At 76.5% G+C, this 25,500-nt stretch carries 19 protein-coding genes and 1 pseudogene; 1 reads left to right on the forward strand and 19 read right to left on the reverse strand.

The features are described 5' to 3' along the window. Nucleotides 1-147: 147 nt before the first annotated feature. The 19 genes and pseudogenes from ACIRS1_RS20425 to ACIRS1_RS20515 form a co-directional block, all read right to left on the reverse strand. Entirely contained in the window at nucleotides 148-1,209 is a 1,062-nt protein-coding gene (locus ACIRS1_RS20425; RefSeq protein WP_402841691.1) for a TIGR03617 family F420-dependent LLM class oxidoreductase, read from the reverse strand. Between the two features lie 83 nt (nucleotides 1,210-1,292). After that, nucleotides 1,293-2,060 carry an NADase-type glycan-binding domain-containing protein gene (locus tag ACIRS1_RS20430; protein WP_402841995.1) on the reverse strand — a complete coding sequence of 256 codons (768 nt, stop codon included), beginning with the start codon at nucleotides 2,058-2,060 and terminating at the stop codon, nucleotides 1,293-1,295. A 975-nt stretch (nucleotides 2,061-3,035) separates the two neighbouring features. Then, nucleotides 3,036-3,101: pseudogene (locus ACIRS1_RS20435) on the reverse strand (zinc-ribbon domain-containing protein); the annotation flags it as partial. Between the two features lie 3 nt (nucleotides 3,102-3,104). Beyond that, entirely contained in the window at nucleotides 3,105-3,668 is a 564-nt protein-coding gene (locus tag ACIRS1_RS20440) for a phage tail protein (RefSeq protein ID WP_402841694.1), read from the reverse strand. After that, entirely contained in the window at nucleotides 3,665-5,626 is a 1,962-nt protein-coding gene (locus tag ACIRS1_RS20445) for a putative baseplate assembly protein (protein ID WP_402841697.1), read from the reverse strand. Before ACIRS1_RS20445 ends, ACIRS1_RS20440 begins: the two co-directional genes overlap by 4 nt. Continuing rightward, complete coding sequence (locus ACIRS1_RS20450; RefSeq protein ID WP_402841700.1) at nucleotides 5,626-6,066, reverse strand: GPW/gp25 family protein; 441 nt, start codon at nucleotides 6,064-6,066, stop codon at nucleotides 5,626-5,628. The genes ACIRS1_RS20445 and ACIRS1_RS20450 overlap by 1 nt, the downstream gene beginning before the upstream one ends. Next, nucleotides 6,063-6,374: a PAAR domain-containing protein gene (locus ACIRS1_RS20455; RefSeq protein WP_360216635.1), complete on the reverse strand. Its 312-nt coding sequence runs from the start codon at nucleotides 6,372-6,374 to the stop codon at nucleotides 6,063-6,065. The genes ACIRS1_RS20450 and ACIRS1_RS20455 overlap by 4 nt, the downstream gene beginning before the upstream one ends. Before the next feature lie 164 nt (nucleotides 6,375-6,538). Beyond that, nucleotides 6,539-8,317 carry a VgrG-related protein gene (locus tag ACIRS1_RS20460; RefSeq protein ID WP_402841703.1) on the reverse strand — a complete coding sequence of 593 codons (1,779 nt, stop codon included), beginning with the start codon at nucleotides 8,315-8,317 and terminating at the stop codon, nucleotides 6,539-6,541. After that, entirely contained in the window at nucleotides 8,314-9,033 is a 720-nt protein-coding gene (locus ACIRS1_RS20465; protein ID WP_360216641.1) for a LysM peptidoglycan-binding domain-containing protein, read from the reverse strand. The genes ACIRS1_RS20460 and ACIRS1_RS20465 overlap by 4 nt, the downstream gene beginning before the upstream one ends. Nucleotides 9,034-9,179: 146 nt before the next feature. Further along, nucleotides 9,180-9,605, reverse strand: a complete 426-nt coding sequence (locus tag ACIRS1_RS20470; protein ID WP_360216644.1) for a phage tail protein — start codon at nucleotides 9,603-9,605, stop codon at nucleotides 9,180-9,182. Between the two features lie 43 nt (nucleotides 9,606-9,648). After that, nucleotides 9,649-10,233 (reverse strand): hypothetical protein, encoded by a 585-nt coding sequence (locus tag ACIRS1_RS20475; RefSeq protein ID WP_402841707.1) that lies wholly within the window; start codon nucleotides 10,231-10,233, stop codon nucleotides 9,649-9,651. Between the two features lie 3,212 nt (nucleotides 10,234-13,445). Further along, nucleotides 13,446-13,604, reverse strand: a complete 159-nt coding sequence (locus ACIRS1_RS20480) for a DUF6760 family protein (RefSeq protein WP_360216685.1) — start codon at nucleotides 13,602-13,604, stop codon at nucleotides 13,446-13,448. After that, nucleotides 13,601-14,083, reverse strand: a complete 483-nt coding sequence (locus tag ACIRS1_RS20485) for a hypothetical protein (protein ID WP_360216650.1) — start codon at nucleotides 14,081-14,083, stop codon at nucleotides 13,601-13,603. Before ACIRS1_RS20485 ends, ACIRS1_RS20480 begins: the two co-directional genes overlap by 4 nt. Then, a complete protein-coding gene (locus tag ACIRS1_RS20490; RefSeq protein ID WP_360216653.1) occupies nucleotides 14,080-14,520 on the reverse strand; it encodes a phage tail protein in 441 nt (146 codons plus the stop codon). The genes ACIRS1_RS20485 and ACIRS1_RS20490 overlap by 4 nt, the downstream gene beginning before the upstream one ends. Nucleotides 14,521-14,662: 142 nt before the next feature. Next, entirely contained in the window at nucleotides 14,663-16,207 is a 1,545-nt protein-coding gene (locus ACIRS1_RS20495; RefSeq protein ID WP_402841711.1) for a phage tail sheath family protein, read from the reverse strand. 201 nt (nucleotides 16,208-16,408) lie between these two features. Next, nucleotides 16,409-18,502, reverse strand: a complete 2,094-nt coding sequence (locus ACIRS1_RS20500; RefSeq protein ID WP_402841714.1) for an AAA family ATPase — start codon at nucleotides 18,500-18,502, stop codon at nucleotides 16,409-16,411. After that, the gene (locus ACIRS1_RS20505) at nucleotides 18,499-19,302 is read right to left on the reverse strand and encodes a DUF4255 domain-containing protein (RefSeq protein ID WP_402841717.1); all 804 of its coding nucleotides are present in this window, start codon (nucleotides 19,300-19,302) and stop codon (nucleotides 18,499-18,501) included. The genes ACIRS1_RS20500 and ACIRS1_RS20505 overlap by 4 nt, the downstream gene beginning before the upstream one ends. Next, a complete protein-coding gene (locus ACIRS1_RS20510; RefSeq protein ID WP_402841998.1) occupies nucleotides 19,299-22,475 on the reverse strand; it encodes a hypothetical protein in 3,177 nt (1,058 codons plus the stop codon). Before ACIRS1_RS20510 ends, ACIRS1_RS20505 begins: the two co-directional genes overlap by 4 nt. A gap of 294 nt (nucleotides 22,476-22,769) precedes the next feature. Next, the gene (locus tag ACIRS1_RS20515; protein ID WP_402841720.1) at nucleotides 22,770-23,495 is read right to left on the reverse strand and encodes a LuxR C-terminal-related transcriptional regulator; all 726 of its coding nucleotides are present in this window, start codon (nucleotides 23,493-23,495) and stop codon (nucleotides 22,770-22,772) included. A 230-nt stretch (nucleotides 23,496-23,725) separates the two neighbouring features. Here ACIRS1_RS20515 and ACIRS1_RS20520 point away from each other — a divergent pair, with 230 nt between their 5' ends. Beyond that, the gene (locus ACIRS1_RS20520; protein WP_402841722.1) at nucleotides 23,726-25,057 is read left to right on the forward strand and encodes a hydrolytic protein; all 1,332 of its coding nucleotides are present in this window, start codon (nucleotides 23,726-23,728) and stop codon (nucleotides 25,055-25,057) included. Nucleotides 25,058-25,500: the final 443 nt, after the last annotated feature.

Here is a 25,500-nt window from a genome sequence, read left to right on the forward strand (position 1 = left end):
TCGGCGTGATCCTGCCGCCCACAGGTGCGGCCGGGGATGCGTTGCCCGAATCTGCCCGGACTTGGCCGCCGCCCGACCGGTCGGGTACGGAGCGCGCCCGGTCGGCGCCGCGTTCGGCGCGGCCGGGCGGAGCGCCCCGGTGGAGGGTCAGGCCGGCGGCGGCCCGTCGAGCGCACGGACCGCGGCCAGGACGTCCAGGACCAGCTCCGGGTCCGCGTCCGGCGGCAGGCTGACGGAGAGCCGGGTCACCAGCCCGCCGTAGCGGCGGGTCAGCTCGCGGGCGACCTCCTCCACCGGGCCCGACACCGCGAAGGTGTCGAACACCTCGTCGTCGATCAGCGCCGCCATCTCCGCCCAGCGGCCGCGCACCGAGTGGGTGTGCAGCTCCTCCTGGAGCCCCTCCCACCCGTACCGGGCGAGCACCGGGCGGTAGGCCGGGGTCGAGGCGTAGAAGGCCAGCCGCTCCCGCACCCCGGCCCGGTTGGCGGCCAGCTCCTCCTCCGTGCGGCCGGTGGCGGTCAGCACGTTGCCGGTGATCTCGAACGGCCGGTCCGTCCACGGCTCGCCGTCCGCCTCCGCCCGCGCCCGGGCCTCCGTCAGCCCAGGCAGCACCTGCTCCGACAGGTAGGCGGGAGAGGAGAACGGGTGGCTCAGGAACCCGTCGGCCACCGCCCCGGCGGTGCGGGTCATCAGCGGGCCGACCCCGGCCAGCAGGATCCGCGGCACCCCCGCCGGGACCGGGTCGGGCGAGAAGACCGGCGACATCATCGTGTGGGTGTAGAACTCGCCGCGGAAGCGCAGCCGTTCACCGGTCTGCCAGCTGTGCCAGATCGCCCGGACGGCGTGGACGTACTCGCGCATCCGGGCCGCCGGGCGGTCCCAGGGCATCCCGAAGCGCTTCTCGATGTGCGGTCTGACCTGCGAACCCAGCCCGATGACGGCCCGTCCGCCGGAGGCCGCGTGCAGGCCCCACGCCTGGTAGGCGAGCGTCATCGGGGTGCGGGCGAAGGCCACCGCGATGCCCGTGGCCAGCTCGATCGACCGGGTGCGGTCGGCCGCCCGGGCCAGCTGCAGGAACGGGTCGTAGGCGGTCTCGGCGACCACCAGCCGGTCCATGCCGCGCTGTTCGGCCCGCTCGGCCGCGTCGAGGATCCCCGCCGGGTGCCCGGAGGCGGTGGCGTCGAGTCGGAGGGCGGGCGGTCGGTGCATGGCGGTGCTCCTGGTCGCGGGCTGCGGCAGTACCCGGGTAGCCTCCCACGCCGGCGCCCGGGAACACGGCCGCAGCCCGCTCTTCAACGCTTGAAGAACTCCACCTCCGCGAGGGCGATCGGGCCGCCCTCCGGGCCGGCCGCTTCGCGGACGACCAGCGTCACCTTCACCACGTCGCTCACCCCGGTCAGCACCGTCTGGGGGCCCGGCTTGTCGTTCAGGGTCACCTTCTGCTCGTGCACCTTCCCGTCCGAGCTGGTCGCCCGGAGGTCCAGGCCGATCGGCCGCGCCGTCTTCTGGAACTCCTGCGGCTCGGTGGAGGACCCGCCGTGCACGATGACGTCGACCAGCCGGAACGGCTTGGCGAAGGTGAAGCTGATCGAGTCCCCCGTGCGCGGCGCGGCCCAGTAGCTGTTGCTGAGGCCGTCCACGGCCTGGGCGGCGGGGTGGCCGCCGGCGGCGGCGCTCGCCTCGACCCCGGTCGGGGTGATCGCCTTGGCGTCGCGCAGCTTGTCCAGCACGTCCTCGTACACGTTGCGGCCCGCCGGGTAGAGCAGGACCCCGGCGACCACCAGCGCCGCCACCACCAGCACCGCGATCATCCGGCGCAGGGCGGTGCCGGAGCCGCCGATCCGCACCCGACGGCGGAACGGCCAACGGGTCCGCCACCAGGGCAGCGCGGGAGCGGCCTCGGCGACGGTCAGCGGCGCGGCGCAGCGCCGGCAGAACCGGCGGTCGGGCCGGTTGGGCGTCTGGCACCGCGGGCAGGGCGGGCCGACCTGGGCCTCCTCGGCCGTGGACGGCCGGACCACCGGACGCGGCGCGACCGGTTTGGCGGGCTGCACGGCCACCGGGTCCGCCTCGGGCTGCCGGACGGCCTCGGGGCGCGGCTGCACCGGGCCCGGCGGGACCGGGGCCGGGTCGGCGGCGCGCGCAGCCCCGGGGGTGCGGCCGGTCCGGGAGGTGCGCCCGGTTCCGGCGGTGCCCGTCTCCGCAGCGCCCGTCCCGGGCGTTCCCGTGCCGGCGCCGCCAGGGGGGTCGGCGGGGCCGGGGGCCCCGGTGCTCCCGGCGTCCGCGGCGCGCTCCGTCCGGGAGGTGCGGCCCGTCCGGGAGGTGCGGGCGGTCCGGGAGGTCCGCCCCGTCTCGGCGGTGCCACTCCCGGCGGCGCCCGTCCCGGGCGTCCCGGGGTCCGCGGTGCTCGGGGCGGCGGGGGCACCGACGCTACCGGCGCCGGGAGTCACGGCCTCGGTGCTCCCCGAAGCGGGGGTCCCCGAATCGGTGCTCCCGGCCGTGGCGCTCCCGGCCGCGGGGGATCCGCTCCGGGAGGTCCGCCCCGTCGTCGCCGACGTGCCCGGCCCGGCCGTGCCCGTCCCGGCGGCGTCCAGCGCCGCCCCGGCCGCCGCGGTGACGGCCGCGTCCAGGCCACCGGTGGGCCCGGTGCCGGACGTGCGCCCCGTGCGGACGCTGCGCACCGTGTCGAGGGTGCGCCGGAGGCCGCGGGTGCGCCCGGTGGCACGGGTGCTCGCCGGACCGGTGGCCGGCGTGTCGGTGGCCGGCGGGTCGTCAGACGTCGCCGGAGCCGGCGGTTCGGGCGCGGCGGCCCGGACCGGCTGCGCGGCGGGCGCGCCGGCCGCGGGCGCACCGGCGGCCGGCGCCCCGGCTGCGGACGCGCGGCCGCCCACCTCGCGGGCCGGAGGCTCCGCGGCGGCCCCCACCGCCCGCGACGGCGACGGCGCCGCCGCCTCACCGCCACCCGCGGGCCCACCACCGGCCGGGGCCGCCGGCGGGGCCGACGACGGCCTCCCCGCGGACCACCCCAGGTAGGCCCCGCAGTTGCCGCAGAAGTCGTCCCCGTCCTCGTTGGCCACTCCGCACTCGGGACACGTACGCATCGCTCAGCTCTCCTCCGTCCCGGGTGGACCGGGCAACACCTGCACCCGGCAGGTGAGATGGACCGGGCAGGTCGCCCGGACGACGGCCAGCACCTGTTCCTCGTCCAGCTGCGGGGTGCGCTCCGGCCAGACGCGCACCAGCAGTTCCCCGGACGGCGCCGGTGGCAGGGCCGCGTCCGCGTCGGTGGACCAGGCCGCGCCGCCGCCGTCCACGACCTGCGCACCGGCGCCGAGGACCAGCCGCAGCCGTTCCTGGAGCCCGCGCCGGGTACCGCGCCACCGGTGCAGTTCGAGCGCGCGGCCGACGACGGCGCGCCGGACCTCCTCCGGCCAGGCCGGGTCGGTGTCCACCGCGACCCAGCCGGCCAGCCAGTCGAGGAAGTCGGCCGGGGCCAGCCGCGCCTGGAAGTAGGCGGGCAGGTTGTCCAGGGTGGCGAACACCGGGGCGAGGACGGTGTCCAGCCCCGCGGTGAACCGCTGGGCGAGGTCGTCCTCGGCGTACATCGAGGGCAGCAGCCCGCCGATCGGGTGGGGGCTGCGCAGCCCCGGCAGGGCGGCCCGGCTCACCGCGGACCGTCCCCGGCCAGCGGGCCCACCACGACCTGGTGCTGGTGCGAGAAGACGAGGGCGTCGGGGGCGACGTCGACCCGCTCCGCGGGCGCGCCCCGGCGTCCGGTGATCGGGTCCGCCGGGAAGAGGCGCAGCTCGTCGACCGCGGCGACGCCGGGCACCTGCTGCAGCACCGCGAACATCTCCCCGTACTGCACGGACCGGCCGAACGGCCAGCCCGACCCGTCCGCCCCGCCGCGCAGCGGGTTGAGGTACCGGAACAGCGCGGTGAGCGCCGCCTCGCGGACCCGGTCGGCGTCCGGGGCGTCGGTCGCCAGCCGGGCCACCACCGTCACCCCCTGGTAGGAGGGCGGCTGGACGAGCAGCCGGGTGCCGACCAGCCGCCGCTCGTCGAGGGCGGTGGCGATCGCGGCCAGCATCGGCTCCCCGGGGATCAGCTGCTCGAAGCGCAGCCGGTCGCCCTCGTCGGCGACCGCGTCGGGGACCACGAGCACCCGTACGGCGCCCGCCTCCCCGGCGACGGCCGGCACGCAGCGGATCCGGGCCGCGGAGGGCGCGGCCTGGCGGGCGATCAGCTCGTAGTCCCCCGCGGTGACGGCCCGTTCCTGCAGCCGCAGCACGTGCGGGGCCCGCTGCTTGGCGTTCTCCACCGTCTCGCCGTCGACCCCTCCCCGGGCCGCCTCGCGGTTGTCCACACTGGCCACGTACGGGACGGAGCTGCGCAGCACGGTGATGGTGCTCCGGGCGACGTTGCCGGCCGTCCCCCCGCCGGTGCGGTAGTGCGGCACCCGCAACTGGGCTCCCTTGGGCGGCACCGCGCCGAAGGAGCGCAGGGTGCCGTCGGGTTCCCGGACGGCGGGCGGGAAGGCGAACTCGCCCGTGGTGGCGTCGATGACCACGTGCCGGTCGGTCGGCGCGGAGTCGCCGAAGTGCTCGACGGCCCTCCAGCGCTCCCAGCCCTCGCCGGCCGACACCTCGACCACCGGGGCCCCGTCGTCGAGCAGGACGGGCGGCCGGGCGAGCCGGAACCGCTGGCCGGCGACGCCCTCCGAGGCGCCGAGCGGCGCGTCGACGACGCTCTGCGCGTGGACGACGGTCGCGGTGCCGCCGACGGTGAACACCTCGGCCCGGCGGATCGTCGGGGACTCCGCGTAGAACGGCTGGCCCGGCTCGGGCGCCGTCACCCGGCAGCGCAGCCAGCCCGCCCGGCGCCCGGCGACCACCGAGGCGGTGTGCCCGGCGGGCACGAACACCACGACCTCACCGGGGCGGTTGAGGCCGCCGGTGGTGTCGGTGCCGGTCTCGCAGGCGGTCCACCGCGCGCCGTCCCACACCTCCCAGGCCAGCGGCGGCTGCCGGGGGTCGACGCCGACGCCCTCGACCCGGCTGTCCAGCCGGACCACGAGGATGCAGCGGGGCACGACCGTCGGCAGGGCGAACAGCATGGCGTCCCCGACCTCGGGGCGCGGCTGGAAGCAGGGCACGTCCACGCCGTCGGCGAGCCGGGTGGTGCCGTCGCTCTGCTCCCCGGCGGCGGAGACGGTGACCAGCCGGTCGAGGGAGCTCGGCACCACCGGCAGGTCCTCGACGGTGGAGAAGACCACCGCCTCCTCGGTCTCGGTGCGCTGCGTGGAGACCTCGGTGCCGGCACGCAGCAGGACGGTCTCGGGCTGCGGGGCCGACAGCCAGAAGTCGACCTCGGCGGTCGCCGCGGACGGCGGGAAGAGCCGCACCCCCAGCAGGTCGAGGAAGGCGGAGTAGTTCTTCTCGGGCACCCGGTTCAGCCGGTAGAGCAGCTGGTCGACCATGTACGCGAAGGTCTCGATCAGCGTGACCCCGGGGTCGGACACGTTGTGGTCGGTCCACTCCGGGGCGCGCTGCTGCACGAACCGCTTGGCCTCGTCGACGAGTTGCTGGAAGCGGCGGTCGTCCAGGTTCGGGGAGGGCAGTGCCATCAGAGCGCTCCCCCGCTCAGGGCGCCGGAGGTCTCCGGGGCGTCCGGGGAGGCCGGGATCGTGTAGAAGGGGAAGACCAGGTTGCGGCGGTCGTTGGTGGACCGCACGGTGTAGTGGACGTCGATGTAGAGCGTGCCGTCGTCCACGGTGTCGAAGGCGATCACCACGTCCTCGACCTCGATCCGGGGTTCCCAGCGCTCCAGGGCGATGCGCACCTCGCGGGCGATCCGCCCGGCGGTGCTGCCGTCGCTCGGCGCGAACACGTACTCGTGGATGCCGCAGCCGAACTCCGGGCGCATCGGCCGCTCCCCGGGGGCGGTGCCGAGGATCAGCCGGATGGCCTCCTCGATCTCCCGGTCCCGGTCCACCATGCCGATCCCGCCCGTGGCGTTGACCCGGAGCGGGAAGGCCCAGCCCCGGCCGATGAAGTTGGCGGTCATGCGACGCCCCCGATCAGTACGGTGAACGCGCCGGTCAGGATCCGCGCGCCACAGGCCGTCTTGTCCCCCATCCGGGCCGCCGGGAGCCCGCCGATCAGCACCTCGCCCCTGGCCACCGCCCCGAGGTCGGGCAGCACGACGTTGGCGGGCCCGAGTTCGACGTGCGGGACGCAGGCGTGCAGGCTGCCGGCGACGGCGGCCGGGCGGCCGCCGATCAGCACGGTCTCCACCGCGAGGGCGCCTGGGGGCGGGGTGGTGAGGGCACCGCCGTGGTCGGTGGTGTCGCCCGTCCGGGCTGCGGGTGGCATGTGCGGTCTCCCATCGGATGGTGTGCGGGGCCGGGGCGGTCTTCGGGGCCGGCCCGCCCCGGGTGTGCGGCCCGCATCGACGCGGGTTCGGTCGGTGCGGGCCGGGTGGACGTCAACCCTCCCAGTGGGAAGCATGTTTGACGTCACGTCAATCACGTGTCGGTTCAGTTGATGCGCACCAGCGCCGCCTTGAGCACCGCGAGCGCGCCGCCGTCCACGGTGACCTCGGTGCGGCCGGTGACGTTCACCGACGCCCCCCGCAGGTTCACGGCCCCGGTGCCGGCGTCGATGGTGACGCCGGAGGAGGACAGCCGGACCGAGCTCGCCGCCGCGCCGGCCGCGCCGAAGACCGTCAGCACGATCTCGCCGCGCTGCTCGTCCAGCTTGACCTCCAGCTTGCGGTCCCCGCTGGCCAGCCGAACGCCGGACGGCCCGCCGGGGACGTCCAGCAGTTCCATCCGGTGGCCCGAACGGGACACCAGCGAACGGCGGTTGACCTTTCCCGAGGCCGGGTCGACCAGCGGGACGTCGTGCCGCGACGGCTTGTCGACGCCGTTGTACAGGCCCCCCAGCACGTACGGGCTGTCCAGGGAGCCCTGCTCGAAGCCGACCAGCACCTCGTCGTTGACCTCCGGGCTGAACACGCCGCCGCCGCTCTGGCCGCCCCACTGGACGGTGCGCACCCAGTCCGAGACGTAGGTGTCGTCCAGCCACGGGAACTTCAGCCGGACCCAGCCGCGTTGCGCGCCGCCCGGCTCCCGCACGTCGGTGACCACGGCGATCGCCAGGCCCGGCATCCGCGGCCCGCGCGGCGGCGCGGCGCCCCCGGCGGCCAGCCCGGCCAGCGAGCGGTCCGGCGCCGCGCTCACCACGACGGTGGTCCGGTACCCGCGGTACGGCTCCAGCAGGTGGCGCACGGCCGTCGCGGTGTAGCGGCCGGAGAAGGCCGCGCCGACGTTGCCCAGGGCGACGGGCGTGCCCGCCCGCAGCCTCGGGTTGCCCTCCGCCACCGCCTCCAGCTCGCCGAAACCGGCGGCCACCGAGGCCGCGATCGACCCGGCCGCGGCCGTGGTCTCCGCCTGGGTGCGGTACGGCGTGTCGGCGACGGTCATCCGGCTCTTGCCCGGGAAGGCCGCGCCCACCGTGGACGGGCTCAGCCCGGGGCGCACCGTCTCGCCGTTCACCGACGGCTCGGTGGCGACCAGGGCCTTCTTGGTGGTCACGTTCCAGCCGCGCACCTCGACCGCGTCCGCCCCGCCGCCGCCCGTCAGCACGCCGCGCAGCTCCAGCAGGTTGCGGCCGTACTCCAGCACCAGCGGGTTCTGCGGGGCGGGCGTCGAGGGCGCGGGCGCCTTGGAGGCCGGCTCGGGCTTCACGAACTCCAGCAGCCCGGCGTCGTCCACCCGCACCTGCGCGCCGCTCTCCTGCGCCAGGTACTGCAGGAACTCCCAGTCGGAGACGTTCGCCTGCGAGAGCTGCTGGTGGACGACGGGGAACGCGTCGACCCGGCCGCAGCCCAGCCCCGCGCCCGCTGCCACCTGGCGGACGATGTCCGCCGTCGTCATGGTGCGGAAGGCCTTCACCCGGCGCCCGCGCATCAGCCGGTGGGTGACCGCGGAGGCCCGCACCACGGTGAACGAGCCCGTGGCGTCCACGTCCAGCTCCAGTGCCGTCACCTCCCCGGTGAACAGCCGCTCCTGCGCGTGGTCCTGGACGGTCACCACCGAGACCTTCAGCTTGGTGCCGATGGTGATGCCGGTCTCGGCGAGGAAGCCGTGGTACGCGTCGCGGAACACCAGGACGGCCGTGTCGGGCAGGCCGACGCTCTCCTCGATGTCGCAGGAGACCAGCTGCGCCGCCCACGCCGCCGGGAGCGGGCCCGGTGCCTCGACGATCGGGTCGGCGGCGAAGGAACGGCCGCCGCGCGCCTCGGGGGTGGTCACGGCCGACCACCCCGCGCCCGGTCGTCGACGGCCGGAACGATCAGCTCCGTGCCGGGGACGAGCACCATCGGGTCGTCCAGGTCGTTGGCCTCGGCGATGGTCCGCCACGCCGTCGCGTCGCCGTACTCGCGCCAGGCGAGCAGCGGCAGGCTGTCCCCCGCGATCACCCGGTGGGTGCTGCGGGCCTCCATCGAGCCCGACGTCGGGTTCTGGCCCGCCGGGTCGACGCTGGCCTCGTCGATGGTGAGCGAGCAGGTCGCCCGCAGCGGCTTGCCGTCCACGTCGAACAGCGAGTAGGTGACGGACAGGGCGCTCAGCACCCCGTTGAACGAGGTCGTCCTCGACGTCCCCCAGTCCAGCCGGATCCACGGGCTCGACGGTGTCTTGCGCGCCAGGCTGCTCGGGGTCGGCACGCAGGCCGTCATCAGCTGCTCCACCGCCCGTTCCACGGAGTTGTCGTGCGTCGCGGTGGCGTCGAGGAACACCTCCAGGGAGAGCGAGCGCGGCCCGCTGCCGACGAACTCGGGCAGCGCGGACTGGCCGGCCGTCCGGGACGGCGTGCGGCGCCACTCGGTGGACTTGCTCAGCACGAGGCTCGCCGGGTTGAACTGCAGCCGGAGCCGCACGAGCACGCCGCCCGGCTGGGCGCCGACGGTCGACGGGGGCTCCATGATGGTCACCTGGGCCCGGGTCACGCTCGCGGGGACCGAGGACATCCCGCACCTCCTTCCGTTGGTCGTCTGGTCGTCTGCTGGTCTGTGGCGGTTCGGTGGTCGGCGGCGGTTCGGTCGCCTGGTGGTCCGTGGCGGTCGGTGGTCCGGTCGCCGGTGGGACCGACCGGCCGGGTGGGGGGCCGGCCCGGTCAGGACGGGCGCAGGCCCGCGTGGGCGATCTCCAGGGTCTCCACGGCGGCCTGCGAGTTCGACGGGTCGAAGGACGGGCCCTGCCAGCTCACCGGGACGATGCCCAGCACCTGCCAGCTGACGATCCGGCTCAGGTCGGGGCGCAGCGCCACGATCTCGCCGTCCTTGGGCTCGACCCGGCGCACCGTCTCGTCCAGCCAGCGCGCGATCTTGAGGGTGTCCGCGGTGACCGCCCGGGTGAGCGTGATGTTCGACCAGGTGATGCGCCCCGGCAGCTGCCAGGAGAAGCCGTTGTTGCCGCCCTCGGCGTACTGGTGGATCTCCACCTGTGCGCCCAGGCCCGAGCAGGTCGTGAACTCCCCCAGGTCGTTGCCGCCGATCGTGAGTCTGAAGAACACGCTCGTCGCGAAGATGTTGTCGGTCATGTCCCGCCTCCGTCGCCTGCCCGCCGATGTCCGCCCCGCGCCCTCACCGGCGACCGTCGTACGGCCGCCCGGCGCGTTCCCTTCCCCTGCGCAGTTCGGCGCGCAGCAGCCGTCCGACGGGCTCGATCAGACGCCGGGCCAGCTCGTCGAGGTGGTCCGCCCCGAAGGCGCCCCCGGCCTGCGCCCCGCTGCCCTCCTGGGCACCGGCGGTCGCGCCCGGGTGCGGTAGCCCCGGCCCGCCCGGCGCCGCGGAGCGGGACACCACGGGGCTGCCGGCCGGAACGGCCGTCATCGGCACCCCGGTCAGGCCCGCGTGCTCGGCCACCCGTTGCAGCACCCGCGCGGTGTCCGCCGCCACCCCGGGCTGCGACCCGGCGGCCGGCCCGGGAGCGCCGCCCCGGACCGGTGCCCGCCACACCACCTGACGGGGTGCCGGCGCGGCGCCCGTCCCGGGCAACCCCGGCAGCGACCGGCCCCCGGCGCCGGGTGACACCGGGGCCAGCGGGGACAGCGACGGCACCGGCGGTGCGGCGGGCTGGGCGGCGGGGCCGGCGATCGGCAGCCGCTGGACGGCCGCCCGGTCCGCCACGTCCCTCGGCGGGGCCGGGCGCACCACGGGCACGGGCACCGCGCCACGTGGCGCGGACCGCCGCGAACCGGCGGACGAACCGGATGAGGCGGACGAGGCGGACGAAGCCACGGAGGCTGCTGCGGAGCCGGCGACGGCCCCGGCGCCACCGGGCGGTGGCACGAACGGCGACACGCCGCCCCCGGAGGGCGCGGGCGACGCGCCCGGGCCCGAGGGGGCCGGGGCGCCCGAAGCGGACCGCTGCACGCTCGGCGGCGGCCCGGCGGCCGGCGCACCGTGCCCGGCCGCACCGGCGGGCCGGGCGGCAGCCCGGGGAACGGAGACCCGGTCGGCCGCCGGGCCGACGAGTCCGGTCGGGGAGCCCACGGCCACGGGTGCGGACGGGCTCGCCGCGCCGCCCCCGGGCACGGCCCGCCGGACATCCGTCGCAGTCCCGTCCGTTCCGGCGGCGGGAGCGGACCTCCGCCGCCCCCACCAGGCACGACCGACCGCCGCGACGGCCGCCGCGGGCGCCGCGCCGGGCCGGACCGCCGCGTCCGACGGCGTCGGGCTCACCCTGCGCTGCAGTCGCCCGGACGCGGGCGCGGTCGACGCCGGCACGGTGGACGTACCGGCGACGGCCCGCGCCTCCGCGGTGCCACCGGCGCGCGACGGAGACCGGTGCGCACCGGAGTCGGATCCACCCGTCGGCAGCGGCAGCCGGCCGTCCGCCGGAACGCCGGGGCGGCCATCGGGCACGGCGGCCCGTGCGGGCGAGGCCGTCGGACCGGCACCGCCGGACCGGGCCCGCCGCGCGGCGGCCCGGCCGCCGGGGACCGCTGACCGCTGCACCGGCGACGGTCCCGTCCCCGAGGTCGTGGCGCCGGGCCCACCGGACGGGGCCGACGAAGCCGTCGAGCCCGCCCCGGGATGCCCGGCGCCCGGGTTCCCCGCCCGGTCGGCCCGGCCCTGCGCCGCCGAGCGGCCGCGCGGCAGCGGACCGGCCCCGTCGGACCCGGAGCGCTGCACGGGCGCTCGCCCGTCAGCGGCCGCGCGGGCCGACGAAGCCGGGCGGGCGGAAGACCCGCCGCGCTCCCCACCGGTTCGGGGGGCACGCAGGGCGGCCGCGGCCCGGCTGCGCCAGGTCGCGGGGGCGGCCGGTGGCCCGGCCGGCTCACCGGCCGGTGGCGCGTCCGCTTCGACGGCGCGTGCCGCCGGCTCCTGGCGCCAGGAGGCCCGCACCACGGGCGGAGCGGCCGGTGCCGGGGCCGAGCCCGACGCGGAGGCGCCGAACACGGGAGCTGCCGCCGCGGACGCCGCGAGCGTCGAGGTCATGGCACGCGCGCCGAGCAGGCCCCGCGTCCGGTGGCCGGGCCCGGTCGCCGCCGCGCCGCCGATCGGTGCCCGCGCCACGACGAGCGGCACTCCGCCGCCCGTGGCCGTCACGACCGGCCGGGTGCCCGGGGCGGGGCGGGGGACGGCGCCCGAGGGCGCGGAGCCACCCTGCGCACCTCGACCGGCACCCGGACCGGCACCCGAGCCGGTACCGGGGGCGTCCGGGGCGGCGCCCTGACCGGAGCCGGAGCCGGGCCCAGGGCCGGGGCCGGCGCTGCCGAGTGCGCGCTGCACGGCGGTAGTGCCCGGGCCGGTCGCCGCTCGGTGCCGCTCCGACCGCGTGGACCCGGGCGCCTCCGCCCCGCCGCTCCCTGCGGAGGCCGCGGGCCTGGCCGCGGCCGCGCCCCCGCTCCCGGATCCGGGAACGGCAGGCGACTCCGTGCGGCGCGGCGCGGGAGCAGTGGTGCCGCCCTCCGGCGTCGGGGCCGTGGACCGCCGGGCCGGGCCGCGCCGGCCGCCGGGCCCGGGCACGCCGGCCGTCGGCGGGAGCCCGGCCAGCGGTGCGCCCAGCCCGCCACGGGCCCGGGCGGCGGACGCGCCGGGGGTGGCGGAGGTCGAGGAGTCGGTGCGCCGCACGCCGGGGTTCACCGTGGACGGCGCCGCGGCGGGGCCGCCGCTGCGGGCGGCGCGCTGAACGGGGGCGGCCTCGGCGCGCGCGGGCGCGGAGGTGGGCGGCGCGGCGCCACCGGCCGGATCCGCCACCGGGGCCGCCGGGGCGGGCGCGGCCACGATCGGCATCGGCGCGGCGGCGGGGCCGGCCGTGCCCTCGGTGGCGGGCTGCGGCGAGGCGCTCGCGGGCAGGGCGGTCAGCGGCGCCCCCAGGACGGGACGGCGCGCGGCGGCGCGCTGCACCGGGCCGCCGGGGCCTGCGGTCGAGGCGGTGGCCGCCGGGCCGGCGGGCCGGGTCTCGGCCGGCTCGGGCCGACCGGCGGGCGTGCTCGGGGTCGGTACGGAGGCCGGGGTCGGTACGGAGGCCGAGGAGCCGCTCGTCGGCACCGGGTCCGCGGACATCGCGGCGGCGGGTCCGGCCGTCGGCGCGGCGACCCGTTCCACCGCGGGCGGCGGGAGCACGGTGACGGCGCGCAGCGGCAGGGTGCGCGGGCGCGTCGCCGCGGTCAGCGGCCGCGTCACGCGGCGCAGCACGACCGGGCCGGCCGGCGCGGTCCGGGCCTGCGCACCGGACGACGGCACGGCGGCGGACGTCGGCACGTTGGCAGTCGACGACGTGGGGGCGGACGACGACGTGGGGGCGGACGACGACGCACCACCGGACGACGGCGCACCGCCGGACGAGGCCACGCCACCGGACGAAGCCACGGGGGCGGAGCCGGAAGCAGCCGCCCGGTCGGCAGGCCGCGCCGGGGCGGCGGCCCGGGTCTGCGCCGCGGTGACCCGCGCGGGCAGGCGGCGTCGGGCGGGCACGGCCCGCTGCACCTGCCGGACCGCACCGAGCTGCCCGGGCACCTCCTCCGGCGCGTCGGCGCCGTCCGAGCCGGGCGCCCGCGGCGGCGCCGCGTACGGCAGGGCAGGCTCGTCCGTCCCGGCGGAGGCCGTCGGGACGGACGGCCGGGCGACCGCCCGCAGGATGCCGGCCGGGGCGGCGGGGAGCAGCGCGTGCCCGAGCGTGCCGGACAGCGAGGGGTTCTGCCAGGAGGCGAGCCGGCCCCGGAACCGCAGGCCGTCGCTGACCCCGGTGGCCGGCTCCGCGAGGGTGCGGGCCAGTGGCCCGACGTCACGCCAACCGCCGTCCGGCGCCGGCACGTTGCCCGGCGCCGGGCCGTCGACGGCCGGTGCGCTCGCCGGAGCGGGCGTCGGCGCCTCGGCCGGCGCGGTGCCGGCGGGCCGGCGCGCGAACCTGTCCCGGAACCCCATGCCGTTCACCCGCCTTCGTTGACGCGGGTGTTGATCCGCGCGATCTCCGCCACCCACGCCCGGCGCTCGTGGTGGGTCAGGTCGAGAACGGACTCCCGCTCCCAGTGGAAGTGGTAGGCGATGTACGCGACCTCCTCGTACAGCCGGGCGGTCGCGTACGTCACCATTCCCCCAGGCGCCCACCAGCGAGGTCGACCTCGAAGCCGCCCTCGCAGTGCGGGCAGGTCACCGCGGCGCGGGTGTGGCCCTCGCTGTTGATCCGCTGGTAGAAGTCCTGGAGGAACGCGACGTCGGTGGCGTACATGCGCTCGACCACGCCGGCGTGCACGTCGGTGACGGTGCCGAGCCGGGTGATCACGTGGCTCAGCAGCACCACGCTCAGGTACGCCGGGTTCTCCTTGACGCGCTGGTCGATCTGGGGCATGAGCTCGTCCCGCGCGGTCGCCAGGCGCATGGCACCGTGGCGGTGCACGGTGCCCTCGTCGTCGACGTACCCGCGCGGGAGCTCGAACTCGAACTCCGTCTGCAGCCCGTGGTCCTGCGGGCTCCGGCCGCGCTGCGGCGCGGCGGCCTGCGGGGCCGGGGCCGCCGCAGGCGCCGGGGCCTTCTCCAGGAGCTCGTCGAGGCCGATCCGTCTCCTCATTCGACGGAGATCTCCTCGAACACGATGGTCACCTTCTCGGTCGCGGCGCTCGACTCGCCGGCGGTGAGCGTGGGGCCCTCCCAGCGGCTGGCCCAGGCGTTCATCAGCTGGATGCGGCGCAGGGTGGCGCCGGTGGTGTCCTTGACCTCGATGGTGAGGTTCTGGCGCGCGGTGTTGATCGCGCCGTTGTTGAGGGTCTCCTTGATCCAGGTGGTGAACGCCCCGCTCTTGTCGAGACCGCGGGTGATCGTCACCTCCCCCGGCAGCCGGGCACCCGGCTGCTTGCGGACGATCAGCTTGCCCTGCTGGGTCACCTGCTTGTACTCGACGACGTCCTGGTCGACGGTGAGGTTGCTGATCTCCTTGACGGACTCGACGTTGTAGCCGCCGAGCTGGACGCCGAAGATGTGTGTGGAGAGCGGATCGCCTTCAGCCATGACTTCCTGTCACCTTCCGGTGTGTTGCGGACCTGCTGGACCTACTGGACCTGCTTGGAGCCGGGCCGGCGCGGGCCGGACCGGTGCGACCGGACGGGCCCGGCGTCCGTGCCGGGCCCCTCCGGTCCGCCGGACGGACCGGTCACTCGTTGACGAGGCTCGTGCTGTCGGAGAACTGCGACAGCCGGAACACCACGAACTCGGCGGGCTTCACCGGCGCGACCCCGATCTCACAGATCACCTGGCCGAGGTCGATGGACTCCGGGGGGTTGTTCTCGCGGTCGCACTTCACGTAGAAGGCCTCCGCGGCGGTCTGCCCGAACAGCGCCCCGCGCCGCCACTCCTCGGTGAGGAACGCGGTGATGTTGCGGCGGATGCTGGACCACAGCCGGTCGTCGTTGGGCTCGAAGACCACCCACTGGGTGCCCAGGAGGATCGACTCCTCCAGGTAGTTGAAGAGCCGCCGCACGTTGAGGTAGCGCCACGCCGGGTCCGAGGACAGGGTGCGGGCGCCCCAGATCCGGATGCCGCGCCCGGGGAACGCCCGCACGCAGTTGACGCCGATCGGGTTCAGCAGGTCCTGCTCGCCCTTGCTGAGGCGGATCTCCAGGTCGACGGCGCCGCGGATGACCTCGTTGGCGGGCGCCTTGTGGACGCCGCGCTCGGCGTCGCTGCGCGCCCAGACCCCGGCGACGTGACCGCTCGGGGGGACCATCGCGTTGCGCCCGGTCGCCGGGTCGAACACCTTGATCCACGGGTAGTACAGCGTGGCGTAGCGGGAGTCGAAGCCCGCCTCGTCGTTGCGCCAGGTGCGCACCTGCTGGGCGTTCAGGCCGGGCGGCGGGTCGAGGACGGCGATCCGGTCGCCCATCTGCTCGCAGTGCGACATGACCGCCAGCTGGACGGTCCGCACGCCCTCCGCGTCGATCTCGCCGCGCTGGTAGGAGCTCATCAGGTCGGGGACGGCGACCATGGTGATCTCGTCGATCGACTCCAGCCCGGCGAACCCGGTGCGGGCCGAGGCGTCCCCGACGTACTCGGCCGGGTCGACGCGGGTGCCGGCGGGCGCGATCGGGCCGGTCGCGGGGGCCGCGGCGAGCGCCAGGGTCTGGCGCTCCGGGCGGCTGGGCGCGGTACCGGGCTGCTCGCTGACCGCGATGAGCTTCGACTCGCGCAGCTGGGTGACGACGTAGCCCTTGGTGCTCTTGCGGGTGGAGACCTCGAAGGTCTCCACCACCTCGGCGCCCTTGCGGACGACCAGCTTGAAGCGGTCGTCGGGGACGTTCTCGCCCTCGGCGTCGGCGATCTCGACGGAGACGTCGCCGCCGGCGGCGGGCAGCACCGAGTACAGGAAGCCGGCCACCGGGGTGGGCGCGGGCGCCTGGCGGACGGGCGCGGGCCGGCCGGTGGCCGCGCCGTCGGCGGGCCGTCCGACCCGGACGACGTAGACGGCACCGCCGCCGTTGGCGAAGAACCCGTAGACGGCGTGGGGCAGGTAGGTGCCCTCGGTGAAACCACCGAACTGCTGGACGTACTGGTCCCAGTTCGTCACCAGGGTGGGTTCGTGGAAGGGTCCGGTCTCGGCGAAGCCGACCAGGGCGGCGACGGCCGTGCCGACTCCCTCGATCGGCCGGGCACCGGACTGGACCTCCTCCACGTACACGCCCGGGGTGAGGTACGACGGCATGCTCGCTCCTTCTGGTGGCCGATCAGTCGCCACCGAGTCTCGCCGCCGGACCGCCCCCGGGGACATGTCCGCAGGTCCCGGACCAGGGGCAACGTCACTGCCCCGGCGGGCACCCCGGGGCGCCCGGGCGGGCCGCGCCGGGCGGCGCGGGGTGCCCGTCCGGCCGGTCCGGAGCCAGCCCGGCCGGCCGCCCGGCAGGCCTCAGCCCCGCCCGGTGCCCCCGAGCGCGCCCGTCCACGGCCCGAACTCGCTCTCCAGGACGAGGCGGCCGAGCTTGCGGTACTCCCGCACCACCGCGGTCACCAGCTGCGCCATGTCCAGCGGCCGGCCGGCCTCGGCGGCCAGGTAGGCCGCGGTGACGGCGCAGGCCCGGATGGACCCGCCGGCGAGCTCGAAGTGCCGTGCGCAGTAGGCGAGGTCGAGGTCCTCACCGCGCGGGATCCACGGGCCCAGGCAGCGTTCCCACAGGGCGTGCCGCTGTTCCTCGTCCGGCACCGGGAAGTCGGCGATGACGTCCAGCCGGCGGGTGAACGCCTCGTCGAGGTTGGCGCGCAGATTGGTCGTCAGCACGGCGATCCCGTCGAAGGACTCCATCCGCTGCAGCAGGTACGCGGACTCCAGGTTGGCGTGCCGGTCGTGGGCGTCCTTGACCTGCGAGCGCTTCCCGAAGATCGCGTCCGCCTCGTCGAACAGCAGCACGCCGTTGACCTGGGAGGCCTCGGTGAAGATGCGTTCCAGGTTCTTCTCCGTCTCGCCGACGTACTTGTCGACGACGGTGGACAGGTCCACCACGTAGAGCTCCATGCCCAGGTCCGCGGCGACCACCTCGGCCGACATCGTCTTGCCGGTGCCCGACTCCCCCGCGAACAGGGCGATCACCCCGCGGCCGCGGCCGCCGCCGGGGCGCATCCGCCACTGACCGAGCACCTGGTCGCGGTGCCGGGCCCGCAGGGCGAGCTCGCGCAGCTGCCGCTCGGTGGGCTCCGGCAGCACGAGGTCCTCCCAGCCGACCGCGGGTTCGACGCGGCGGGCCAGCCGGGCGAGTCCGGCCCCGTTCTGCCCCCGCACGGCGGCCCGCAGGTCGTCGGCGGTGACGGCGCGGCCCTCGGCGGCGGCCGTCCTGGTGGCGACCCCGGCGGCCCTGGCCACCTGTTCGCCGTCCAGCTGGTACGCGGCGACCGCCGCGGTCAGCTCGTCGTCGGGCCCGGCCGCGCCGCCCGCCTCGGCCAGCGCCTGCGCCCAGCGCTCGGCGCGCTGTTCCGCGTCCAGCGGCGGGACGGCGACGACGACCGGGCTGTCCCCGGCCCAGGCCGGGTCCCACGGCCGGGTGCCATGCACCAGCAGGGGGACGCCGGCCAGGTGCCCGCAGAGCAGCCGCACCAGGGCGGCGCGTTCCGGGCGTTCGGGTTCGAGCCGTTCCAGCGGGCCGAGCACCACGCCGCCGCCGGTCAGCCGGGCCTCCCTGGCCAGGGCCCGCACGGTCGGCTCCGCGGGGCGGGCGGCGAGCACGGCGGTGTCGACGACCAGGGCCGGGCGGCCGAGGGCGGCCAGGGCGTCGACGGCGAGCTGCCCGGCGTTGCCGCCGCGGTCGAGCAGGTGCACCGGGGCGGTGCCGTCCGCCGCGGCGGCGCGCACCCGGCGGGACGGTTCGGCGGCCGGGCCGCCGCCGGGCCGGCCGAACCGGACCAGCCCGGCCAGCGCGGCGTCGGGTTCGTCCACGCCGAGCAGGTGCGCCGTCACCCGGTCGGGGACGCGCAGCCCCCGGGAGAGCAGCGGGCGTTCCGGCTCGGTGAGCTCCAGGAGCCCGCCGGCGATCAGCGGTGCGCGCGCGGTGAACCGGAAGCGGCCGGGCCCGGCACCGGGCAGGCCGCACAGTTCGAGCGCGAGCCCGATAGTCGGCCGGCGCAGCGTCAGGTCGTCGTTGAGGTAGCCGTACAGCCGCTCGAAGCGGGTGTCCAGGTCGGGGGCGAGCGCCACCAGCAGGAGTTCGAGGTCGACGGGGAGCAGCCCGAAGGCCTCGGCGAACCGGGCGAGCCGGGAGCCGGGCGGCGGCTGGGGCGGGTCGCCGAGTACGGCGCCGGCCCGGCCGTCGGCGGCGGGCGCCGCGAGGGTCCGCTCGGCCCCCTCCGGGGTGAGGTACTGGCCGCGGTACGGGTCGTCCGGGTCCGGGTCGACGGCGCGGCGGTCGCGGACGGCGGCCCTGACCCGCTCCTCGACGCCGCGCAGGCGCTCCCACAGGGGGTCGGGGCCGGCCGTGGTCGCGCTCGCGGCCGGCGCTTCGAGGTCGACGGTCACCGCGCGGCACCGCCGCGTCGGCGGCGGCCGGGCGGCAGTCGGCGCTCGCGGGGAGCGGCGAAGCCGTCGGGGCCCGGGTCGGTGCCGCCCTCGTAGCGCAGCCGGCGGCCGGGGTCGGCGGCGGCGCCACCCGATCCGTCGGTCGCGTCGGGCCCGTCGGTCGGGCCGGTGGCCGCGGTCGCGCTGCCCGGGCCCGCGGCGACGTCCGCGCCGTCCGGGGCCCCCTGCGCCGTCCGGTCGGTGGCGCGCACCACGAGTCCCTCGGTGACCGGCGGACCGGCGGCGGTGCGCGGGCCGGACAGCGGGGCGAGCACCCGGAGGTCGATGGACGGCTTCAGCTCCCCGCCGAGGCCGGACCACACGTCGGACACCGAGGGCATGCCGTCCCGGCCCCCGCCCGTCTCCAGCCCGACGACGAGCCCGAGTTCGGCGAGCGTGCCGGTGAGCAGCCGGGCGGGCAGCGCGTCGGCCGCGGTCAGGCAGCGGAGCACTTCGGAGAGCAGCCGGTGCTCGTCCTGGGGCCGGTTGGTCCAGGCGGTCACCAGGTAGGCGAGCTCGTACCAGCGGGGTGCGCCGCGCCGGGCGACGACCATGCCGTCGGCGTCGTACTCCTCGGTGGTGCCGCTCTGCCGGCGGGCCACGTCCTCGCGGATGCCGTAGAGGAACACGCTGACGGTGGGCGCGTTGCGCCGGGCGGCCCAGTCCCGGGTGGGCGAGTCGAAGACCAGCTCGATCCCGCGGTCCTGGAGTCCGCTCTCGGTGAGCAGCAGCCGCAGCGCCTCGTCGACTTCGTGGATCACCGGCGCTGCACCTCCCCGGGCGGGCCGATGGTGCCGGTCACGACCAGGAAGGGGGTGGTGACCGGGGAGAACCCGGGGCCGGCGGCGGTGATGGTCCGCGGACCGGTCTCGTCCTTGGGGAGGATGAGCAGCTGGCCCGCGAAGGTACCGTCGGCGCGCGGCAGGGTGGGCGCGGCGGCGGCGGTGATGCCGGGCGTCCAGGTGAGCGTCACCGGCGTGCCCGGCGGGAAGTCCTGGCCGCGGACGGAGGTCACGAAGCCGGGCTTGCCGATCGGCGGGACGGCGGTGATGCGCGGCTGGAGGATGCGCAGCGGGGTGCTCGCCACGTGGTCACCGGGGGCGGCGTCGCTGCCGGTGGTGGTCAGCGTGGCGGTGACGGCGGTCTGCACGGCCGCGTCGGGGGCGAGCACCACCTGGACGGTGGCGGTGCCGCCCGCGGGCAGGTCGGCCACCTCGCAGGTGTCGCCGGTGCAGCCGGGCGGCAGCGGTCCGGCGGCCGGGACGACGGCGGGCAGTCCGAGCCGCAGGCGCAGTCCGGTGGCGGGGGCCTGGCCGGTGTTGCGCACGGTGTAGGTGACGGTGACGCGGCCTCCGACGTAGCCGGGGTTGGGCTGGGCGCCGACGGTGACGGACGGTCCGGCCTTGGGCGCGGGCGGCGCCGGGGGTTCGGCGGGCGGCGGGGCGGGAGCCGGCGGGGCGGGAGCCGGCGGGGCGGGCTGCGGCGTGGTGGTGGAGGGCGTCGGGGTGGGTGTCGGCGACGGGGTCGTCGGTGTCGGCGAGGGGGTCGGCGGCGCGGCCTGCACGGGCACGACCGTCTGTGCCGCGTTGTCCCCCGGGTTCGGGTCGACCACCGTGCCGGTGGCCCACCAGCCGATCTTCTGGTCGCCGGCCTGGGTGCCGACGATGGTGGCGGTCACCCGGACGACGGCGCCGGGGGCCAGCGTGCCGAACTCGCAGCGGAGCGCCCCGGCCGTGCAACTGCCGGCCGTGGTCCGCAGTCCGTCGAGCCGGACGCCCGCCGGGACGGAGACCGTGAGCACGGTGCCCGGCGAGGGCGCCGGCCCGCGGTTGGTCACCGTCAGCTCGACGGTGGTGCGTCCGCCGAACGGCACCGGCGGCGTCCCGGCGGGCGCGGTGACCGCCAGGTCGACGGACTGCTGGACGCTCGGCTCCTTCTGCCGCCCGGGCAGCCGGTCGTTGAGCGGGGTGAGCCGGCCCGTCGCGAAGTCGTAGATCGACAGCCCTTCCGGCGAGTTGGCCGGCTGGGCGCGGCGGGAGGTCAGCACCAGCTGCGCGCCGTTCGCCGTCCAGGCGACGTCGCGGGGCTGGAAGGGGCCGGCGGCGGAGGGGTCCGGCAGGGGGCGCCGGCAGGCGTTGCGGTCGAGTCCGGCGGGCAGCACCACGGTGCAGTCGGTGCCGGTCGTCGAGGTGACGAGGACTCCGCCGCCCTGGCCGGCCCCGCCGTTGCCGCCCTTGCGGTTGAAGGCGATCCGCCGGCCGTCCGGTGCGAAGGCGGGGCTGTCGTCGATGACGGCGCAGTCGCCCGGGCAGGCCGCGCGGCTGAGGTCGGTGGGCCGGTCGAGGGCGTCGGCGGGCACGGTCCACACGTGCTTGTTGCCGGCGTTGCCGTTGACCACCTCGGTCCTGGTGTAGGCGATCAGCTTGCCGTCCGGGGACCAGGTGGGCTGGGCGAGCGAGGCGGCCGGCTGGCCGCCGGTCGGTTCGACGGTGCCGACGACCGCGCCGGTGGACACCTGGGCGACCAGGATCCGGCCGGGTCCGGAGGCCGGCCCGACGCCGCCGGGGGAGGTGCGGGTGAAGGCGATCAGCCGGCCGTCCGGGGAGAGCGCCGGGTCGGTGTCCCAGTCCTTGGGGCCGCGCCCGGCGAGGTTCAGCGGCTTCGGGTCGGAGCCGTCGGCGCCGGTGAGCCAGATGCGCTGGACGCGGCCGGCGGGGGTGTCCTCGAAGCGGGTGACGACGATCTTCCGGCCGTCCGGGGTGTAGCTCTGCCGCTCGAACCACGGGTCGTAGCCGGGGTGGGGGTTGAACAGCGGGTCGGCGGCGGGGTCGGTCTCGGTGTCGGCGGCCGGGTCCTCCCGGAGCACGCCGACGCCGAGGTCGCGCGGGTCGGCGCCGTCGGGGCGGATGTCCTCCAGGTCGGCCAGGTTCGGGGCGCCGGCGCTGTTCTGGTCCACGACGGGCCCACCGTCCTTCGGGCCGCCCAGCCAGGTCGGGGTCCGGACGGCGCGGTCCTCGGCGAGCACCAGCTCGGACGGCGTGCAGGAGCAGGTCGGGGCGCGGTACACGTTCTCGTACGCGGACGGGCCGTCCTTGGGCCGGTCGGGGCTCAGGAAGAGCACGCCCGTGCCGTCGGGCAGCCAGCCGGGGGACCGGGTGCGCCAGTCGGAACCGGTGCCGGGGAAGAACGCCCGGTCGTCGGTGCCGGCGGGCGAGATGACCCGCAGGCGCGGTCCGGTCTGGCCGCCCTGGTCCCAGGTGTAGACGATCTGGTCGCGCAGGGTGGGGGCGTCCACCGGGTTCCAGGCCGGTTCGACGGCACTGCCGGTGGTCACCCCGGTGATCCGCCGCGACGCGCCGCCGGCCATCGGCATGACGAAGATCTGCAGGTGCTCCGGGTCGGCGTCGCAGGTGTACGCGACCCAGGTGCCGTCGGGCGAGACGGTCGGGTGGGTCTCGTTGGAGGTGGTCTCGGCGAGCCGCCGGAGCCCGGAGCCGTCGGTGTTGACGACCCAGATGTCGCGCTGGGGTTTGCCGTCGCGTCCGCCGGGCCCGAGCGCGTCGAAGACCACGGCCTTGCCGTCCGGGGTGAGCGCGGGGTGGGCGGTGTCCATGCCGGTGGTCAGCCGGCGCACCTCGCCGGAGCCCTCGCGGACGTACACCTGGGGCAGCGTGCCGTCGCGCAGGCTGGTGAAGGCGATCCGGTCGCCGCGCGCGGAGGGTTCGGTGTCGAAGTGGCGCGGTCCGGGCCCGAACAGCGGGGCGCTGGTCTCCGCGCCGGTCACCCGGGCCAGGCTGCGGTGGCCGGTGCCCGCGAAGACGATCCGCCCGGTGGCCGAGTCGTCGCCGGCGGCCACCGGCGCCGTGCCGCCGGCCGGGCCGTCGGGGTTCGCGGTGCCGAGCGTCACCACGGCCACGGCCAGGGACAACAGCATCGCGGCGGCGGCTCGCGCCGACCGCCGCAGGGGGCGGGGGGTGCCGGTGGCGCGGATCACGCTCAACCTCACAGACCGAGAAGGGCGGTACGCCCGGCAGTCTCTCCGGCCCGGGCGCGCGGGCGACAGGCCCGGGGCACCCGAGCCGGGGGTAGCGCGCGGTGCCCGTGAGGGCAATCCGGCCCGGCTCCGGGGCAGGTGCCCCGGAGCCGGGTGCCGGTTTCCGGCCGGCTCGGCTCGGATCGCTCCGATCCGGACCGGACCCGGATCCGGATTGGATCGGACCGTGGCGGATCAGATCAGGCCGTGGCGCATCGCGTACCCGACGGCGTGGGCCCGGTTGCGCAGCCCCAGCCTGGTGGTGATCTCGTGCAGCACGTTCTTGACGGTGCGTTCGGAGTACGAGGTGTGCGCCGCTATCTCGCTGGTGTCGAAGCCGTCCGCGACGAGCTTCAGCATCTCCGCCTCGCGGGCGGTGAGGGTGGACAGGGTCAGGCCGCGCGGGTCGAGCATGGTGCGCTGGAGGCTGCCGACCCGGTCGAGCAGTTTGCCGAGGAGGTCACCGGGCATGACTCCCTCGCCGTTGGCCAGGGCGGTGATGAGGTGGACGAGGCGGTCCTGGTCGGCGTCCGAGCGGCGCAGCACGGCACCGACCCCGCACTCGATGATGGTCTGCAGGCCGCCGGCCTCGAAGTGACCCACCACCAGGCCGGTCCGGCTCGACGTGTTGAGCCGGAGCCTGCGCAGCCGGTCGGCCACGGCGTCGTTCAGCCCGTCGACGACCATCAGCGAGACCTGGGCGCCTGGCGCCTCGGCGTCGGTGAGCAGCTCCACCTCGGGCCGTTGCCGCAACTGCTGGACGACGCCGGTGTGCAGGATGATGTCCTCCGCGTACACCGCCACCCGCACCCGACCCGGCTTGACGCGCACGGCGGCGGACTCGGCGGCTCCGCGGGGCCGGACCTGGGCGTACTTCGGCGCCACGGCGGTCTCGTGGACGGTGGTTTCGATCGGTGTCATCACCGGTTCCGTTCTGCTACTGCGATGTCGACTGGATGTGGGGGGAGGACGGCCGGGCGCCACCGCGTCGTGGCGGCGGCCGTCGGTACTGCCGGGGTCTGGGGGGTGCCGCCGGGGCGGGCGGCGGGGGTGCCGGGCAGGGCCGGGCTGTTCGCTCGGGCAAGGCGCGTGCCCGCGGCTTGCCCGCGGGGCTCTCTCGCCGGGGCGGTCCGCGGCCCTACCGTCGCGGCATGACCGCATCCGCCGAACTCGGCCTGCCTGCGCTGACGGTGTCGCCCGGCGCCGTGGCCACGACCACACTGACGGTACGCAACGAGACGGACATCGTTGAGGCGTACTCGTTGGAGGTGGTCGGGCCGTGCGCCGCGTGGGCGACGGTCGAGCCGGCCCGCCTCTCGCTCTTCCCGGGGACCTCGGAGACGGTGACCGTCCGGCTCGCACCGGCCCGCTCCCCCGAGGTCCGGGCGGGCGAGTTCCCGCTCGGGGTGCGGGTGCTGCCCGCCGAGCGCCCCGAACTCGTGACCGTCCCCGAGACCACCGTCACCGTGGAGCCCTTCCACGAGCTGCACACCGAGCTGGCGCCGCGGCGCCGGCGCGGCTGGCTCCGGGCGCGCTACCGCACCTCGGTGCGCAACCTCGGGAACGTCGCCGTCCCGGTGGTGTTCACGCCCGCCCAGCCCGGTGAGGACCTGCGCTTCGGCTTCACCCCCGAGAAGCTGCGGCTGGAGCCGGGCGAGTCCGCCGAGGTCCGCCTGAAGGCGCGCGCCCGCAAGCTGATCTGGTTCGGCAAGCCGACCAGCTGGCCGTTCGAGGTCGCGGTCGCCGAGGAGGACGGTGCCGAGAAGCCCGGCGGAGCGCCCGCGGCCGAGCGGCGGAACGTGCTGGAGGGCGAGTTCGTCCAGCACGCCCTCCTGCCGAAGTGGCTGCTGGCGCTGCTCGCGGCCCTGATCGCCCTGCTGCTGGCCTGGCTGGCCCTGGTGCGGCCGGCGGTGCGCAGTTCCGCGAAGCAGGCCGCGACCGAGGCCGTCGAGCAGAAGGCCGCGGCCTTCACCCCGCCGCCGGCCGCCCCGCCCGCCGTCCCCACCCAGCCCGCTCCGGGCGGCGGCGGCGCGACGCCGAGCGGCCAGGCCAAGCCTGGCGGCGGTTCGGGCGGCGGCGGTGGTGGCGCGGGCGGTGGTTCCGGTCTGGCCGTCCCCGGCACCGAGCAGCAGAGCTCCGCCACCGTGGACCTGACGACCAACAGCGGTGGATCCGCGGTGGGCAGCTACAAGGTGCCGCACGGCAAGGTCTTCCGGATCACCGACCTGGTCGCCGCCAACTTCCAGGGCGACCAGGGGCTGCTGACCATCAAGTTCGGCGAACAGACGATCACGACGATCGCCATGGAGACGTTCCGAAACCAGGACTATCACTGGGTGACTCCCATCGAGGTCCCCGAGGACCAGACCGTGACGGCAAGCGTGGTCTGCCAGCAGCCGGGTACTCCCGCGTCCGGGAAGCAGGCTTCCCAGTGCCACGAACTCCTCAACGTCAGCGGGCAGTTGAGCGACATCAAGCGCTGAAGCGGCACACCTCTTTCACGGCTCATTCACACCATGCACCTGACAACGGGGCGCGGCTTCCACGGCGGGTTTCAGAAGTCGTTTCTAACACCAACCAGGCCCCGACGGGACACAGGGTGACGCTCGTGACACTCTCGCGAATAGCGGAACCGCCGGAATCCCACCGGATCCGAGCCGGTTCCTACCCGAACGGGCAACGACGACAGCCCTTTCGAACACGCGAACCTGCCCTTTCGGAACCCGTCTGACGGGACGTTCGACCCCACTCGCCGTTCGCTTGTTGAACGTTTCCGCAGCGTGCAGACCGAACGTTCGGACTCCCCACGCCCCGTCAACCGCCCACGGGGGCACGGAGTCCACCCGAAACGGCGCCGCGCCCCGTCCGAGGACGGGGCGCGGCGCCGTTTTCATGTTCTGGGGGCGGGACGGGCAGATCCGGACGA

Origin of the sequence: Kitasatospora sp. NPDC101176, assembly GCF_044768035.1 — a bacterium.
In the GTDB taxonomy this organism is placed as follows: Bacteria; Actinomycetota; Actinomycetes; order Streptomycetales; family Streptomycetaceae; genus Kitasatospora.

What these genes read in the sequence shown, in the direction of transcription:
- ACIRS1_RS20485 (WP_360216650.1), bottom strand. Translation starts at nt 14,083, where the DNA reads ATGAGGAGACGGATCGGCCTCGACGAGCTCCTGGAGAAGGCCCCGGCG.
- ACIRS1_RS20465 (WP_360216641.1), bottom strand. Translation starts at nt 9,033, where the DNA reads ATGTCCTCGGTCCCCGCGAGCGTGACCCGGGCCCAGGTGACCATCATG.
- ACIRS1_RS20510 (WP_402841998.1), bottom strand. Translation starts at nt 22,475, where the DNA reads ATGCTGTTGTCCCTGGCCGTGGCCGTGGTGACGCTCGGCACCGCGAAC.
- ACIRS1_RS20450 (WP_402841700.1), bottom strand. Translation starts at nt 6,066, where the DNA reads ATGACCGCCAACTTCATCGGCCGGGGCTGGGCCTTCCCGCTCCGGGTC.
- ACIRS1_RS20520 (WP_402841722.1), top strand. Translation starts at nt 23,726, where the DNA reads ATGACCGCATCCGCCGAACTCGGCCTGCCTGCGCTGACGGTGTCGCCC.
- ACIRS1_RS20495 (WP_402841711.1), bottom strand. Translation starts at nt 16,207, where the DNA reads ATGCCGTCGTACCTCACCCCGGGCGTGTACGTGGAGGAGGTCCAGTCC.
- ACIRS1_RS20455 (WP_360216635.1), bottom strand. Translation starts at nt 6,374, where the DNA reads ATGCCACCCGCAGCCCGGACGGGCGACACCACCGACCACGGCGGTGCC.
- ACIRS1_RS20490 (WP_360216653.1), bottom strand. Translation starts at nt 14,520, where the DNA reads ATGGCTGAAGGCGATCCGCTCTCCACACACATCTTCGGCGTCCAGCTC.
- ACIRS1_RS20445 (WP_402841697.1), bottom strand. Translation starts at nt 5,626, where the DNA reads ATGGCACTGCCCTCCCCGAACCTGGACGACCGCCGCTTCCAGCAACTC.
- ACIRS1_RS20515 (WP_402841720.1), bottom strand. Translation starts at nt 23,495, where the DNA reads ATGACACCGATCGAAACCACCGTCCACGAGACCGCCGTGGCGCCGAAG.
- ACIRS1_RS20425 (WP_402841691.1), bottom strand. Translation starts at nt 1,209, where the DNA reads ATGCACCGACCGCCCGCCCTCCGACTCGACGCCACCGCCTCCGGGCAC.
- ACIRS1_RS20470 (WP_360216644.1), bottom strand. Translation starts at nt 9,605, where the DNA reads ATGACCGACAACATCTTCGCGACGAGCGTGTTCTTCAGACTCACGATC.